This window comes from Streptomyces spectabilis, assembly GCF_008704795.1.
In the GTDB taxonomy this organism is placed as follows: domain Bacteria; phylum Actinomycetota; class Actinomycetes; order Streptomycetales; family Streptomycetaceae; genus Streptomyces; species Streptomyces spectabilis.
Genome location: NZ_CP023690.1, coordinates 5283843 through 5298668, shown reverse-complemented (window position 1 = coordinate 5298668; position 14826 = coordinate 5283843). Strand labels below are relative to the sequence as shown.

Below are 14826 nucleotides of genomic sequence, written 5' to 3'. Positions count from 1 at the left end.
GGGCGGGTGGGGCCGGGCTCCGTCCGGGGTCTCGTGGGTGTGGGGGCCCCGCGCCCCGTGGGAGTCCGTGCCGTGCTTCTCGCCGTCGTCGCTCATGTCCCTGCCGCCTGTGTGCGTGTCACTCGCGTGCGTCATCGGAACCCCGGTCCCCCCGTGCTCCCCCGTCCGTCCCTCCATCTCTCCACAACGCCACCGGCCCCGCCGATGGTTCCTCGATCACCCCGCGGCGCCGAGCGGCGGCGCGGGCTTGCCGGGGTAGTCCGGCGGGGGCTTGAGGCGCTGTCCGGGCAGCCCGCCCTTCTCGTACTTCAGGAGCTTCTCGGCCTTCTCCGGGTCCGTCTCGCCCTCTCCGTACGACGGACAGAGGGGGGCGATCGGGCAGGCGCCGCACGCGGGCTTGCGGGAGTGGCAGATGCGGCGGCCGTGGAAGATCACGCGGTGCGACAGCATCGTCCAGTCGCTCTTGGGGAAGAGCGCGCCGACGGCGGCCTCGACCTTGTCCGGGTCGGTCTCCTCCGTCCACTTCCAGCGGCGCACGAGACGGCCGAAGTGGGTGTCCACGGTGATGCCGGGGACCCCGAAGGCGTTGCCGAGGACGACGAAGGCGGTCTTGCGGCCCACGCCCGGCAGTTTCACCAGGTCTTCGAGGCGGCCGGGGACCTCACCGCCGAAGTCGTCCCGCAGAGCGGCGGAAAGGCCCATGATCGACCGGGTCTTGGCGCGGAAGAACCCGGTCGGCCGGATCACTTCCTCGACCTCTTCGGGGTTCGCGGCGGCGAGGTCCTCCGGGGTCGGGTACTTGGCGAAGAGGGCCGGTGTCGTCTGATTGACCCGCAGGTCCGTCGTCTGCGCGGACAGGACGGTCGCCACGAGCAATTGGAACGGATTTTCGAAATCGAGCTCGGGGTGCGCATACGGATACACGTCGGCGAGCTCGCGGTTGATGCGGCGGGCCTGGCGGACGAGGGCCGTGTGCGTCCTGGGCGCGGCGGGGGCCTTCACGCCCTTGGCCGCGGCGGGCGCCTTCACACTTCTGGCGGGCGCCTTCGCGGCCGGCGCCCGCTTCGCGGGGGCCTTCTTCGCCGGGGCCTTCGCGGCCGCGGCCTTCTTCGCGGGGACCTCCGCGTCCGACACCTTCTTCGCCGGGGGCCGAGCGGCCCGTGAAGCGCCTTGATTCGCCATGCGGCCAGCGTACGGGCCGCTACCGACAGCGGCGGCGGAGATGCGCACTTGTCACCGCGGCGGGCACCGGCCGAGGTGCCGGCCGAGACTCCGACCGCGGTGACCGGTGCCGGGCGCACGCCGGAGCGCACCCTCCCCAGCGCACCCCCGGCGCCCTCCCCCAGCGCGCCACACCAGCCCGATTTGTCCGATTCTCAGCAGTGGCGGAAGCGTGTTCGCCCACAGCAGAATCATCCTGCGTAACCGTGCTTCGCGCCGCTGTGGCCTGTGCTCTCACGGGCCCGGAGGCGGGTGTCCGGTCTCCGGCCGGGCGGCCGCATCCGGCGCCGATCCCCCGGATCGGCCCCCAATTGGCCCCCTTCCGCATTGCCTCCGTCACAAGTGCGGCAGACTTGAGTGACTGATCACACTGTTTGAACCGTCCGGCAAACTGGGGGCACCGTCCCCTGATGCAGGTCGACAAGGAGAGAACTCGTGGACGACGTTCTGCGGCGCGCCCCGCTCTTCGCGGCGCTCGATGACGAGCAGGCCGCGGAGCTCCGCGCCTCCATGAGTGAGGTGACGCTCGCACGCGGAGACGCGCTCTTTCATGAGGGCGACCCCGGAGACCGCCTGTACGTGGTCACCGAAGGCAAGGTGAAGCTCCACCGCACCTCCCCCGACGGCCGCGAGAACATGCTCGCCGTCCTCGGCCCCGGCGAGCTCATCGGTGAGCTCTCGCTCTTCGACCCGGGCCCCCGTACGGCCACCGCCACCGCCCTCACCGAGGTCAAGCTGCTCGGCCTCGGCCACGGCGACCTCCAGCCGTGGCTCAACGCCCGCCCCGAGGTGGCCGCCGCCCTGCTGCGCGCCGTCGCCCGGCGCCTGCGCAAGACCAACGACCAGATGTCGGACCTCGTGTTCTCCGACGTCCCCGGCCGCGTGGCGCGCGCCCTGCTCGACCTGTCCCGCCGTTTCGGCGTGCAGTCCGAAGAGGGCATCCACGTGGTGCACGACCTCACGCAGGAAGAGCTCGCCCAGCTCGTCGGCGCCTCCCGCGAGACGGTCAACAAGGCCCTCGCGGACTTCGCGGGCCGCGGCTGGCTGCGCCTGGAGGCCCGCGCCGTGATCCTCCTGGACGTGGAGCGCCTGGCCAAGCGGTCGCGCTGACCCACCCCGCTCACCGAACGCACCGCGCCCACGGGCCCGGTGCGTTCGGCGTACCCGGCCCCCGCCCGCACCCCGGCGCCGTACGTCCGACGGCGTACGTCCCGCCGTGCCGCCCGGGAAAAGTGCGTGCCCCGCGGGCACCCACCCTGCACAGTGGCCCCATGACTACCGTCAGGCGTGGCCTCGACAGCCAGGGCTACATCGAGCGCGACGGCTCCCTGGGACGCGTCCAGGACGCCTTCCGGCCCGTCGTCGCCGCCGCGCGGGACCAGGTCGCGGACGTCTTCGGCAAGCGGCTCGACAGCGCCTACCTGTACGGCTCCGTGCCGCGCGGCACCGCCCGCGTCCACCGCTCCGACCTGGACCTCCTCCTCGTCCTGCGCGAGGAGCCGGGCGACGGGGACCGCGCCGACGCGCGCGCCGTGTCCGCCGCCGTCGACAAGGAGTTCGCGGAGGTCGACGGCGTCGGCATCCTGCTGCTGAGCCGCGCGCGCGTCCTGAGCGACCACGAGACGTACGACCACGGCTGGTTCCTCGCCTGCCTCTGTACGCCGCTGCTCGGCGAGGACCTGGCCGAATTCCTGCCCCGCTACCGGCCCGACAGCCGGCTCGCCAGGGGGACCAACGGCGACCTGGCGGCCCTCCTGCCGTCCTGGCGAGAGCGCCTCGACTCCGCCGCGGCCGCGGGCGACGACGCCGCCCTGCGAGCCCTGTGCCGGACGGTCTCCCGGCGCGTCGTCCGCACCGGCTTCACGCTCGTCATGCCCCGCTGGAACGGCTGGACCGGCGAACTCGACGAGATGGCGGAGGTGTTCGGCCGGTACTGCCCCGAGTGGGCCGACCGGATGCGGGCGGCCGCCGCCCTGGCGTACGAGCCGGTGGCCGACCCCGGTGCGGTGCGCGAGCTCACGGACGTACTCGGACCGTGGCTCGCGCGGGAGTACACCGCACGGCACGGCGCCAGGACGCCCGGCCCATCGGACACGCCCTAGATCAGGCCGTGCTCCTTGAGGTACTCCAACTGCGCGAGCACCGACAGCTCGGCGGCGGGCCACAGGGAGCGGTCCACGTCCGCGTACACGTGCGCCACGACGTCGGACGCCGTCACGTGACCGTTCTCGACGGCCGTCTCCACCTGGGCGAGGCGGTGGGCGCGGTGCGCCAGATAGAACTCGACGGCCCCCTGGGCATCCTCCAGGACCGGGCCGTGACCCGGCAGGACCGTGTGCACGCCGTCGTCGACGGTCAGCGACCGCAGGCGGCGCAGCGAGTCCAGGTAGTCGCCGAGCCGTCCGTCGGGGTGGGCGACGACCGTGGTGCCGCGGCCGAGGACCGTGTCGCCCGTCAGGACGGCGCGGTCGGCCGGGAGATGGAAGCAGATCGAGTCGGCGGTGTGGCCGGGCGTCGGTACGACGCGCAGCTCCAGGCCGCCGGTCGTGATGACGTCACCGGCGGCGAGGCCCTCGTCGCCCAGGCGCAGCGCCGGGTCGAGGGCGCGGACCTTGCTGCCGGTCAGCTCGGCGAAGCGGACGGCGCCCTCGGAGTGGTCGGGGTGGCCGTGCGTGAGGAGGGTGAGCGCGACGCGCTTGCCCGCCCGCTCGGCGGTCGCGACGACCTCGGCGAGGTGCGCCTCGTGCAGCGGGCCCGGGTCGATGACGACCGCGAGGTCGGAGTCCGGCTCGGCGACGATCCAGGTGTTGGTGCCGTCCAGGGTCATCGCCGACGGGTTCGGCGCGAGGACGTTGACGGCGCGGTCGGTGGCGGGGCCGCTGAGCACCCCGCCACGGGGCCGGCCCGGCAGGGCGGCTGCTTCGGTCATGCGGGGACGGCTCCCGTCGGACTCGGGGTGGTCGATGTCTGCGGCCGGGTCATGCCGGGCCGCCGGAGGGGATGTGCTTGGTGAACTCGTCGTGGCCCGGCCAGGAGAGCACCAGCTCCCCGTCCTCGATGCGGGCCCGGGCCAGGACCGGGGTGAGGTCGTGCCCGGACGCCGCGGCCACGGCGTCGGCGGCGGCGCGGTGCGGGGCGAGCTGGCGCAGGGTGGCGATGGTCGGCGGCATCATGACGAACTCGCCGCGGTCGTAGCGGGCGGCGGCGGCCGCCGGGCCGATCCACTCCGTGCGGTCGGCCTCCGTGGAGGCGTTGCGGGTGCGCTGGCCCTCCGGGAGCGCGGCCACGAAGAAGAACGTGTCGTAGCGGCGCGGCTCGAACTCCGGGGTGATCCAGCGGGCCCACGCGCCCAGGAGGTCGCTGCGCAGCACCAGGCCGCGGCGGTCGAGGAACTCGGCGAAGGACAGGTCACGGGCCACGAGGGCCTGCCGGTCCGCCTCCCAGTCGTCGCCCGTGGTGTCGCCGACGACCGTGTCCGGGCTCGGGCCCGCGAGCAGGACGCCCGCTTCCTCGTACGTCTCGCGGACGGCCGCGCAGACCATGGCCTGGGCCGCGGCCTCCTCGACGCCGAGGCGGGCCGCCCAGGCGGCGCGCGGCGGGCCCGCCCAGCGGATGGCGCGCTCGTGGTCGCGGGGGTCGACACCGCCGCCGGGGTAGGCGTACGCGCCCGCCGCGAAGGGCATCGACGTACGGCGCCGGAGCAGGTGCACCTCCGGGCCCTGCGGGGTGTCCCGCAGGAGCATCACCGTCGCGGCGGGGCGTGGGGGTGCCGGGGTCAGGTCGCCGCTCGCGAGGGCGCGGACGCGGTCGGGCCACTCCGGTGGGTACCACTGCCCAGTTGCCATGGGCGGAGGCTATCCGAGGTGGAGCGGATGTTCGAGGGTCACCTTCGGTGCCCCGGCGAGGGGGCCGGGGCCCCGGGGCGGGTGGCCGGGCGGGAGCGGACCGCCGCCCGGCCGCCCGAGGCACTACGGCTTGAGCTCCACCTGGATCTCGACCTCGACCGGGGCGTCCAGCGGGAGGACCGCCACGCCCACCGCGCTGCGCGCGTGCACGCCGGCGTCGCCGAGGGCCGCGCCGAGCAGCTCGCTCGCGCCGTTCAGGACGCCGGGCTGGCCGGTGAAGTCGGGGGCCGACGCGACGAAGCCGGTGACCTTCACGACCCGGGCGATCCGGTCGAGGTCACCCGCGACGGACTTCACGGCCGCGAGGGCGTTGAGCGCGCACAGGCGGGCCAGGTCCTTGGCCTCCTCGGGCGTGACCTCGGCGCCGACCTTGCCGGTGACGGGCAGCTTGCCCTCCACCATGGGCAGCTGCCCGGCGGTGTACACGTACACCCCCGAGCGCACGGCCGGCTGGTACGCCGCGAGCGGCGGGACGACCTCGGGCAGCGTGTGCCCGAGCTCCGCCAGCTTCGCCTCTACGGCGCTCATGCCTGCTTCTCGCGCTTCAGATAGGCCACCAGCTGCTCGGGGTTGTTCGGACCCGGAACGACCTGGACCAGCTCCCAGCCGTCCTCGCCCCAGGTGTCCAGAATCTGCTTCGTGGCATGGACGAGCAGCGGCACGGTTGCGTATTCCCACTTGGTCATACGGCGACTGTAATGCCTGGGACCGGCCTGCTATGGACAGCCTCATGCGTAGCCCGCGAGGGGACTGGTTAGGCTCGAAGACGTGAGCAGGCTCCAGGTCGTCAGCGGCAAGGGCGGTACCGGCAAGACCACGGTCGCCGCGGCCCTCGCGCTCGCCCTCGCGACCGAGGGCAGACGCACCCTCCTCGTGGAGGTCGAGGGCAGACAGGGCATCGCGCAGCTCTTCGAGACGGAAGCGCTTCCGTACGAGGAGCGGAAGATCGCGGTGGCTCCCGGCGGCGGGGAGGTGTACGCCCTCGCCATCGACGCGGAACTGGCGCTGCTCGACTACCTCCAGATGTTCTACAAACTCGGCGGCGCGGGCCGCGCCCTGAAGAAGCTCGGCGCCGTGGACTTCGCGACCACGATCGCGCCGGGCCTGCGGGACGTGCTCCTCACCGGCAAGGCCTGCGAAGCCGTCCGCCGCAAGGACAAGAGCGGGCGGTACGCGTACGACTGCGTGATCATGGACGCGCCGCCCACGGGCCGCATCACGCGCTTCCTGAACGTGAACGACGAGGTCGCCGGGCTCGCGAAGATCGGCCCGATACACAACCAGGCCCAGGCCGTGATGCGGGTCCTCAAGTCCCCCGAGACGGAGGTCCACTTGGTGACGCTCCTGGAGGAGATGCCCGTCCAGGAGACCGCCGACGGCATCGCCGAGCTGCGCGCCGCGGGCCTGCCGGTGGGCCGCGTGATCGTGAACATGGTGCGTCCGGAGCTGCTCGACGAGCAGGCCCTCGACCTCGGCCTGGAGCGCACGCCCCGCGCCGCCATCGCGAAGTCCCTGGCGGCCACCGGCCTCGGCGGGGCCCGCGGGGCCGCGGCGCGGCTCGTGGACCCGCTCCTGGACCAGGCCGCCGAGTACGCCGCGCGGCACGCCCTGGAGGGCGCCCAGCGGGCCGTGCTCGCCGATCTCGGCCTGCCCACGCACGAACTCCCGCTGCTGGCCGGCGGGATGGACCTGGGGGGCCTGTACGAGCTCGCCAAGGAGCTGCGTCACCAGGGGGTGAGGAACGCATGAGCCTCGATCCGGCACGTGACCCGCTCGACGTGGACGCGCTGCTCGACGACCGCGGGACGCGCATCGTGGTGTGCTGCGGCTCGGGGGGCGTCGGCAAGACCACGACGGCTGCCGCGCTCGGCCTGCGCGCCGCCGAACGGGGCCGATCCGTCGTGGTGTTGACGATCGACCCCGCGCGCAGGCTCGCGCAGTCCATGGGGATCGACTCGCTGGACAACGTGCCGCGGCGCGTGGAGGGCGTCAAGGGCGAGGGCGAGCTGTGCGCCATGATGCTCGACATGAAGCGCACCTTCGACGAGATCGTCGAGGCGCACGCGGACAAGGAGCGCGCGAAGGCGATCCTGTCCAACCCCTTCTACCAGTCGCTCTCGGCGGGCTTCGCGGGCACGCAGGAGTACATGGCGATGGAGAAGCTGGGGCAGCTGCGGGCCCGGGACGACTGGGACCTGATCGTCGTGGACACCCCGCCCTCGCGCTCGGCCCTGGACTTCCTGGACGCGCCGAAGCGGCTCGGGTCCTTCCTCGACGGCAAGCTGATCCGGCTCCTGATGGCCCCGGCGAAGGTGGGCGGCCGGGCCGGGATGAAGTTCCTGAACGTCGGGATGTCGATGATGACGGGCGCCCTCGGCAAGCTCCTCGGCGGTCAGCTGCTGCGGGACGTGCAGACCTTCGTGGCGGCGATGGACACGATGTTCGGCGGCTTCCGCAAGCGCGCGGACGCGACGTACCGGCTGCTGCAGGCGCCGGGCACGGCGTTCCTCGTGGTGGCGTCGCCGGAGCGGGACGCGCTGCGGGAGGCGGCGTACTTCGTGGAGCGGCTGGCGGCGGACGACATGCCGCTGGCCGGGCTCGTGCTGAACCGGGTGCACGCCAGCGGGGCGGCCGGCCTCTCGGCGGAGCGGGCGCTCGCGGCGGCGGAAAATCTTGAGGAGCGCGGCATTGTGGATCAGGAGGACGGGAAGGTTGGAGGGCGTAGCTCCTCCGAGGCTCCCTCCTCCGAGGCCCCCACGTCAGCGGCTCCCACATCTCCTGAGGCCCCCGGCAGTTCAGCATCCACCGGCACCCCGTCGTCCGAAGGGCCCGAGCCCGCGTCCGCGTCCGGATCGGCCCCGTCAGCAGCCACGTCCGACGCCGACACGCCCGGTGCCGACACGTCCGCCGACCCCTCCGTCGAGCGGCTGACGGCGGGCCTGCTGCGGCTGCACGCGGAGCGGATGCGCCTGATCGCCAGGGAGCGGCACACGCGTGACCGCTTCACCGCGCTCCACCCGGAGGTGGCGGTGGCCGAGGTGGCCGCGCTGCCGGGTGATGTGCACGACCTCGCGGGCCTGCGCACCATCGGCGAGCAGCTCGCGGCGGCACGCGGCACGGAAGGACCGACCGGGTCGGCGTGAACCGGGAGCCGTGCGCCCCTTGGCCGTGCGCCTCGCGGGGCCTCGTACTGCACCGTCGCGGCGCTCTTCCGCTTCCGCGGCACCCCGAAGGCACCGGCGGCCCGGCACGGCTCCGGGGCCGCCCGAGAGAGAGGCGGCACCCGTGGGAGCCGGTAGCAGGATGTGCGTGACGTGGGGTCAGCCCACGGCCGCGTAGCTCTCGTACGTCTCCTCGTCGTCCAAGTCCACGGGCAGCAGGCCCGTGCCGCGCTCGTACTCGGAGCGCGCTGTCTCAAGGAGCCTGCGCCACGAGGTGACCGTGGGGCGCCTGCGCAGCAACGCGCGGCGCTCCCGCTCCGTCATCCCGCCCCACACGCCGAACTCGACGCGGTTGTCCAGCGCGTCGGCCAGGCACTCGGTCCGCACCGGGCAGCCGGTGCACACCGCCTTGGCCCTGTTCTGCGCTGCTCCTTGTACGAACAGTTCATCCGGATCGGTAGTGCGGCAGGCGGCCTGCGCACTCCAGTCGGTTACCCAGCCCATACCGGCGCCGTCCTCTCCCGAATCGAGGCTCCCCCACGGCGGCAGCGGCATATTCACCGCCGCCAGTTGAGGACGTTACGGAAGGTGGGCACAGCGCAACACCCCCTTCGGGCCCAATCTTGAATGGCCCGAACGGACTATGCGTAAGCGGCAGATCACCCGACGGAGTGAGCGGACGACATGCGTGACCAACCCGGCAAACACGGGCAGTTCAGTTGAGCCACAGCGGACACGGGGCGACGCGTGAGGCGGATCCGGACAGACTTCCGCCGGAACGGCCGAATACGCGCTGTAACCGAGCCACATTCGAGGAATGCTGAACGAACGGGGAAAGGCCGACGTAGAACTTGGTGCGGGACCGCACTGCTGTGACAGTTGAGAGCAGCTTAGGCCAAGGCATATACGCCTGTCCGGCGAATCAGAACGTAGGCTGCCCCCATGGGAAACAAGCGATCGGGCGGTGGTCTGTCCCCTGCGCAGCAGGGCGCCAAGTTCCTGGGCGTCAGCGTGCTCGCGGGCGCGGTGCTCGCCGGGATCGCGCTGCCCGCCGTGGGGGTGATCGGGCTCGCGGCCAAGGGGTCGGTCGAGGGCTTCGACGAGCTCCCCGCGAATCTGAAGCAGCCGCCGCTGAGCCAGCGCACCACGATCCTGGACTCCGCGGGCGGCCCGATCGCCACGGTCTACTCGCGCGACCGCACCGTGGTCCCGCTGAAGCGGATCTCCCCGTACATGCAGAAGGCGATCGTCGCCATCGAGGACGCGCGGTTCTACGAGCACGGCGCGGTGGACCTCAAGGGCATCCTGCGCGCCGTGAACCAGAACGCGCAGAGCGGCGGCGTGGCCCAGGGCGCCTCGACCCTCACGCAGCAGTACGTGAAGAACGTCTTCGTGGAGGAGGCCCATGACGACCCCGCGAAGGTCGCCGAGGCCACCCAGCAGACGCTCGGCCGCAAGATCCGCGAGCTGAAGTACGCGATTCAGGTCGAGGAGGAGCTGGGCAAGAAGCGCATCCTCAAGAACTATCTGAACATCACGTACTTCGGTCAGGCGGCGTACGGCGTCGAGGCCGCGTCCCAGCGGTACTTCTCCAAGCCGGCCAAGGACCTCAAGGTGCAGGAGGCCGCGCTGCTCGCGGGCATCGTGCAGTCCCCGAGCCGCTACGACCCGGTCAACGACGCGACGGAGGCCAAGCAGCGGCGCAACGTCGTGCTCCAGCGCATGGCCGACACCCACGACATCTCGCAGGCCCAGGCCGACCGCGCCAAGAAGACCCCGCTCGGCCTGGACGTGAGCCGCCCCAAGAACGGCTGCATCACCGCCGTGAAGGGCGCCGGGTTCTTCTGCAAGTACGTCGAGAAGGTCTTCAAGAACGACCCGGCCTTCGGCAGGACCAAGGAAGCCCGCGCCAAGCTCTGGGACCGCGGCGGCCTGCGGATCAGGACGACCCTCGACCCCCAGACCCAGCGCTCGGTGCAGGCCTCGATAAAGGATCACGTCTACCAGACCGACGACGTGGCGACCGCCGCGACCATCGTCGAGCCGGGCACCGGCAAGATCCTCGGCATGGGCCAGTCCCGCCCCTTCGGCTACGGCAAGAACGAGACCGAGATCAATCTGTCCGTGGACGAGTCGATGGGCGGCGGCGCGGGCTACCAGCCCGGTTCGACGTTCAAGCCGATCGTGGCCGCCGCCGCCCTGGAGCGCGGCATGTCACCGGGCAAGCGCTACTCGGCCCCGTACGAGATGCCGTACCCGTCGAGCGTCGCCGCCTGTGACGGCAAGACGTGGCGGAACGACCCCAACCTGCCCGCGAAGCTCACCAACGAGAACGAGTCCGAGGTCGGCCCCTACCGCCTCCGGGAGGCCACCGCGAAGTCGGTCAACACCTACTTCGTGCAGATGATCGGCGAACTCGGCATCTGCCCGGTCACCGAGATGGCCGGGAAGATGGGCGTCGAGCGGGCCAACGGCAAGCCGATGGACCAGGCCCCGTCGATCGCGCTCGGCACCCAGGAGGTGTCGCCGCTGACGATGGCGAGCGCGTACGCGACGTTCGCGGCGCGCGGCAGGTACTGCACGCCGATCGCCATCGAGTCGATCAGCACCATCGCGGGGAAGTCCCTGCCGGTGCCGAAGTCGCGGTGCTCCCGGGCCATGTCGGAGCGGACCGCCGACACGATCAACACCCTCCTGAAGGGCGTGGTCGAGGACGGCACCGGCAAGCAGGCGGGCCTCGGCTCCCGCGACAGCGCGGGCAAGACGGGTACGACGGACTACCGGTACGCGGCCTGGTTCGCGGGCTACACCCCGAACATGTCCGGCGCGGTCTGGGTCGGCGACCCGGCCCACGAGCGCAAGATGATCGACATCTCCATCGGCGGCCGGGGCTACGGCAAGGTCTTCGGCGGTGAGGTCCCCGGTCCGATCTGGCGCGACGCCATGAGCGGCGCCCTCTCGGGCAAGCCCGACCCGCGCTTCGACACGGTCCGCCTGCCGGGCGACCGGGACCGCGACGACCACGACGGCCACGACGGCGGCGGGAACGGCGACGACGACGGGGACGACGGCAAGCCGGGCGACGGCCGCGACCGCGGCAACGGTGGCGGCAACGGCAACGGCGGCAACGGGAACGGCGGCCGGGGCGATGACGACTGGGGCGGCTGGGACGACTGAGGCCAACGGCCCGCGCCAGACGGCACATTGACGGGGGCGGCCCCTGAGCTTCTGCTCAGGGGCCGCCCCCGTACTGTCCGGCTACCCGGCCGTCCGGGAAAGGCGCTGGTCAGCCGCCCGCGAGCAGGCGCTTGACCGTGGCGGCGACGCGGCCGCCCTCGGCCTGGCCCGCCACCTTCGGGTTCACGATCTTCATGACCTGGCCCATGGCCCTGGGGCCCTCGGCGCCCGCGGCCTTCGCCTCGGCGACGGCCTCGGCGACGATCCGCTCCAGGTCGTCGTCGGAGAGCTGCTTGGGCAGGTACTCCGCGAGCACCTCGCCCTCGGCCCGCTCGCGCTCGGCCTGCTCGGGGCGGTTTCCCTGGGCGAAGGCGTCGGCCGCCTCGCGGCGCTTCTTCGCCTCGCGGGTGATCACCTTCTGCACCTCGTCGTCGGAGAGCACGCGCTTCTCCTTGCCCGCGACCTCCTCCTTCGTGACGGCGGCGAGCGTCATCCGCAGCGTCGAGGAGCGCAGCTCGTCGCGCCCCTTGATCGCGGCGTTGAGGTCGTCCTGAAGCTTCGACTTGAGCGTGGTCATGGGGCAATTGTGGCAGGTGCACCGCACGCCCGGCCCCTTCATTTCCCGGGGCGGCCGCCCGGGGGCGACGGGGCGTCCGGCGGGCGTACGGGGTCTGACACGATGGAGGCATGCGCGCGCGATACGCAGTACCTCTGGGAATCTCGGCGACGGCCGCGGCCGGTATCGCCTACTCCGTGGGCATCGAAGCCCGCTCCTTCCGGGTCCGGCGGGTGACGGTCCCCGTACTGCCGCCGGGGATGCGGCCCCTGCGCGTACTCCAGGTCTCGGACATCCACATGGTCTCCGGTCAGCGCAAGAAGCAGCGCTGGCTGCGCTCGCTCGCGGGCCTGCGCCCCGACTTCGTGATCAACACGGGCGACAACCTCTCGGACCCCGAGGGCATCCCCGAGGTCCTGGACGCGCTCGGCCCGCTGATGGACTTCCCCGGGGCGTACGTCTTCGGCTCCAACGACTACTACGGGCCCAGGCCCCGCAACCCCGCCCGCTATCTGCTGGAGAAGGTGCAGGGCCGCCACGGTCTGAACGGCAACCCGCCCGCCGTGGGCGTCGTCCACATCCAGTGGGAGGACCTGCGCGACGGCTTCGACGCGGCGGGCTGGGTCAACCTCACGAACACCCGGGGCACCCTCAAGATCGACGGCTACGAGATCGCGCTCACCGGCGTGGACGACCCGCACATCAAGCGGGACCGGTACGCGCAGGTCGCGGGCGGCCCCGACACGAACGCCGACTTCTCCATGGGCGTCGTCCACGCCCCGTACCTCCGCTCCCTGGACGCCTTCACCGCGGACGGCTACCCGCTGGTCCTCGCGGGCCACACCCACGGCGGCCAGGTCTGCATCCCCTTCTACGGGGCCCTCGTCACCAACTGCGACCTGGACACGGACCGCGTGAAGGGCCTCTCCACGCACGAGGCCGGAGGCCACACCTCCTACCTCCACGTCTCCGCCGGCTGCGGCGCCAACCGCTACACCCCGTTCCGCTTCGCCTGCCCGCCCGAGGCGACGCTCCTGACCCTCACGGAGCGCCCCGCCCGCCCCTGACCCGGCCCTCCGGAAAACCGGATTTCGTCTCCGGGCGCCGGTCCGCTAAAGTAATCGATGTCGCCGCGACCTGCGCAGCAGAGCTGACAGTGAGCGGAGCATCGACATCGGGGTGTGGCGCAGCTTGGCAGCGCGCTTCGTTCGGGACGAAGAGGTCGTGGGTTCAAATCCCGCCACCCCGACAGCTGAAACACCAGGTCAGGGGCCTGATCCGCTTAGCGGGTCGGGCCCCTGACTCGTTTCTGGCCCCCTCACGTCCCTCCAGCGGAAGTGATTCCGGTGGCCGCCAGGATCTCCGCGGCCGATGCGCTGTTGCCGTCCTGCACGGCCATGGCCATGGCCGTACGCGCGGCGGAGGCGTCGGTCCCCGGCGGGAGCATCAGGAAGGAGAAGATGTCCTGCCGCCCCCGAGTGATGAGCATCGTGCTGTCGTCGACGGCGGACCAGTCGATGCGGACCATGTGACCGTCGACGATCACGTGGCGCGTGTGCACGTCCCAGGCGCTCGCGTCCAGGCCGATACGGGCGAGGGGGCCCAGGCGCTCGGTCAGCGCGCGCAGCAATTCGGGCAGCTGGGTTTCGAGGTTCCGGGAGCGCGGCCACCAGGCGCCGTCGAAGGTCCCGTCACGGCGGGGCGTCGTCTGCATCCTCAGTACGGCCGCACCGGGTGCCACGAGATGGGTCTGCGTGTCCGCCAGCAGCTTCGCGGGGCGCTCGAGGTCATCGGTCATGGCGCACCGCCAACCCGGTGCGCGGCAGCAGTCGCTGCTGATCCGGCGCGGCCGTCGGCCAACCCGCCTTCAGCACATGGCTGTTGGCGGGTGTTTCCTTCAGGCGGGGTGTGGTTCGTGTCCATGGGCGTGACCTCGCTTCGTGCGGGCCCGGTCCGGTGGCTCGCCGAGCGCGACACGGGTGTCTGGGCTCGTGCGCGCAGAGCCCTCGGCACTTCGAGCCTACTCCCGACCGCTGTCCGTCCGGCCAGGGGCGGCCCGCTGGTCGGGCAGTCGTGGTCGGGGCCGCCGCAGGAGTAGGCTCGACAGCGCCGAGAGAATTTCTTGACCGACTTCCGTGCCGGTTTCTCGCTCGGTTCCATCGCACCGGGCCGGCTCGCTCGGTTCCATCGCACCGGGCCGGCACGACAGCCCGGGGACAGGTCGACACCATGACGGTGCTCACCGCACGGCCCCCGCCGACCGCACCGACCGCCGAGCCCTCCGACCATCCGCCGCCGCGGCTGTCCGTCAAGCCTCCGGGCCCTGCCTCCGGCCTGCTCGACGGCGCCTGGTGGCCGCGCTCCCGAGACCTCGCTCGTGAACTTCCCGCCCTGACCGACCTGTTGGGCCCCCTGTGGGGCCGCATCACGCGCGTCACGGTCAACCCGACGTACTGGCCTGACGTACCGCGCAAGGTCCCCGTCAACGGACGTGTGGTCAAGGTGGGTTGGTTCCGTGCCGAGCAGGACCCGCACCAGCTCATGCTGCGCTCCTACCGCGTAGGGCGCTGGGACCTGCTGATCATTCCCCCAGAGACCGGGGCTGAAGCCGCCGGGCGCCTCATGGCCGCGGCCTGCGATCCTCGGATCGCACGGACCGGCAGCGCTCTCATCGCCGACGAGCTGGACCGTCACCCCGCGACCCCGGCCGAGGCGGACCCGCCGGGCCGCACGCAGGCAGAGGCCTGGGAGGCGGAGGGCGGCGCCATGGCCGCACCCGTCGCCGCGGTCGACGGGAGGTGACGGC

General features: G+C 72.2%; 15 protein-coding genes and 1 tRNA gene. 8 read left to right on the top strand and 8 right to left on the bottom strand.

Translation table 11 applies throughout. The annotated features are described in order from the left end of the window. Window positions 1–216: 216 nt before the first annotated feature. Window positions 217–1182, bottom strand: a complete 966-nt coding sequence (gene nth, locus CP982_RS23205; RefSeq protein WP_150512287.1) for an endonuclease III — start codon at window positions 1180–1182, stop codon at window positions 217–219. A 474-nt stretch (window positions 1183–1656) separates the two neighbouring features. Here nth and CP982_RS23200 point away from each other — a divergent pair, with 474 nt between their 5' ends. Beyond that, the gene (locus CP982_RS23200) at window positions 1657–2331 is read left to right on the top strand and encodes a Crp/Fnr family transcriptional regulator (RefSeq protein ID WP_006382668.1); all 675 of its coding nucleotides are present in this window, start codon (window positions 1657–1659) and stop codon (window positions 2329–2331) included. Between the two features lie 161 nt (window positions 2332–2492). After that, window positions 2493–3323 carry a nucleotidyltransferase domain-containing protein gene (locus CP982_RS23195; RefSeq protein WP_150512286.1) on the top strand — a complete coding sequence of 277 codons (831 nt, stop codon included), beginning with the start codon at window positions 2493–2495 and terminating at the stop codon, window positions 3321–3323. Here CP982_RS23195 and CP982_RS23190 read toward each other — a convergent pair. The 4 genes from CP982_RS23190 to sp36 form a co-directional block, all read right to left on the bottom strand. Continuing rightward, window positions 3320–4150, bottom strand: coding sequence for an MBL fold metallo-hydrolase (locus CP982_RS23190; protein WP_150512285.1), 831 nt, complete (start codon window positions 4148–4150; stop codon window positions 3320–3322). The genes CP982_RS23195 and CP982_RS23190 overlap by 4 nt on opposite strands. A 49-nt stretch (window positions 4151–4199) precedes the next feature. Beyond that, the gene (locus tag CP982_RS23185) at window positions 4200–5066 is read right to left on the bottom strand and encodes an NUDIX hydrolase (RefSeq protein WP_150512284.1); all 867 of its coding nucleotides are present in this window, start codon (window positions 5064–5066) and stop codon (window positions 4200–4202) included. A 123-nt stretch (window positions 5067–5189) separates the two neighbouring features. Next, the gene (locus CP982_RS23180) at window positions 5190–5654 is read right to left on the bottom strand and encodes a RidA family protein (protein ID WP_150512283.1); all 465 of its coding nucleotides are present in this window, start codon (window positions 5652–5654) and stop codon (window positions 5190–5192) included. Next, entirely contained in the window at window positions 5651–5812 is a 162-nt protein-coding gene (gene sp36, locus CP982_RS23175) for a Sp36 family protein (protein WP_003975360.1), read from the bottom strand. The genes CP982_RS23180 and sp36 overlap by 4 nt, the downstream gene beginning before the upstream one ends. Before the next feature lie 82 nt (window positions 5813–5894). Between sp36 and bagA the strand changes: the two genes are divergently transcribed. Continuing rightward, a complete protein-coding gene (bagA, locus tag CP982_RS23170) occupies window positions 5895–6875 on the top strand; it encodes an ATPase BagA (RefSeq protein ID WP_150512282.1) in 981 nt (326 codons plus the stop codon). Then, window positions 6872–8269 carry an ATPase BagB gene (bagB, locus tag CP982_RS23165; protein WP_150512281.1) on the top strand — a complete coding sequence of 466 codons (1398 nt, stop codon included), beginning with the start codon at window positions 6872–6874 and terminating at the stop codon, window positions 8267–8269. Before bagA ends, bagB begins: the two co-directional genes overlap by 4 nt. A gap of 177 nt (window positions 8270–8446) precedes the next feature. Here the strand turns inward: bagB and CP982_RS23160 are convergent, their stop codons facing one another. Next, the gene (locus tag CP982_RS23160) at window positions 8447–8791 is read right to left on the bottom strand and encodes a WhiB family transcriptional regulator (RefSeq protein ID WP_170316297.1); all 345 of its coding nucleotides are present in this window, start codon (window positions 8789–8791) and stop codon (window positions 8447–8449) included. A 438-nt stretch (window positions 8792–9229) separates the two neighbouring features. On the opposite strand from CP982_RS23160, the gene CP982_RS23150 reads away from it, so the two are divergent. Beyond that, a complete protein-coding gene (locus CP982_RS23150; RefSeq protein ID WP_150512280.1) occupies window positions 9230–11464 on the top strand; it encodes a transglycosylase domain-containing protein in 2235 nt (744 codons plus the stop codon). Between the two features lie 109 nt (window positions 11465–11573). Here the strand turns inward: CP982_RS23150 and CP982_RS23145 are convergent, their stop codons facing one another. Further along, window positions 11574–12041, bottom strand: coding sequence for a GatB/YqeY domain-containing protein (locus tag CP982_RS23145; RefSeq protein WP_150512279.1), 468 nt, complete (start codon window positions 12039–12041; stop codon window positions 11574–11576). Between the two features lie 110 nt (window positions 12042–12151). Here CP982_RS23145 and CP982_RS23140 point away from each other — a divergent pair, with 110 nt between their 5' ends. Further along, entirely contained in the window at window positions 12152–13087 is a 936-nt protein-coding gene (locus CP982_RS23140) for a metallophosphoesterase (protein WP_150512278.1), read from the top strand. Between the two features lie 108 nt (window positions 13088–13195). Beyond that, window positions 13196–13269 (top strand) — tRNA-Pro (locus CP982_RS23135). 69 nt (window positions 13270–13338) lie between these two features. On the opposite strand, the gene CP982_RS23130 is transcribed toward CP982_RS23135, so the two are convergent. Then, the gene (locus CP982_RS23130) at window positions 13339–13818 is read right to left on the bottom strand and encodes a DUF5994 family protein (RefSeq protein WP_170316477.1); all 480 of its coding nucleotides are present in this window, start codon (window positions 13816–13818) and stop codon (window positions 13339–13341) included. A gap of 431 nt (window positions 13819–14249) precedes the next feature. On the opposite strand from CP982_RS23130, the gene CP982_RS23125 reads away from it, so the two are divergent. Then, window positions 14250–14822 carry a DUF5994 family protein gene (locus CP982_RS23125; protein WP_150512277.1) on the top strand — a complete coding sequence of 191 codons (573 nt, stop codon included), beginning with the start codon at window positions 14250–14252 and terminating at the stop codon, window positions 14820–14822. Window positions 14823–14826 lie beyond the last annotated feature (4 nt).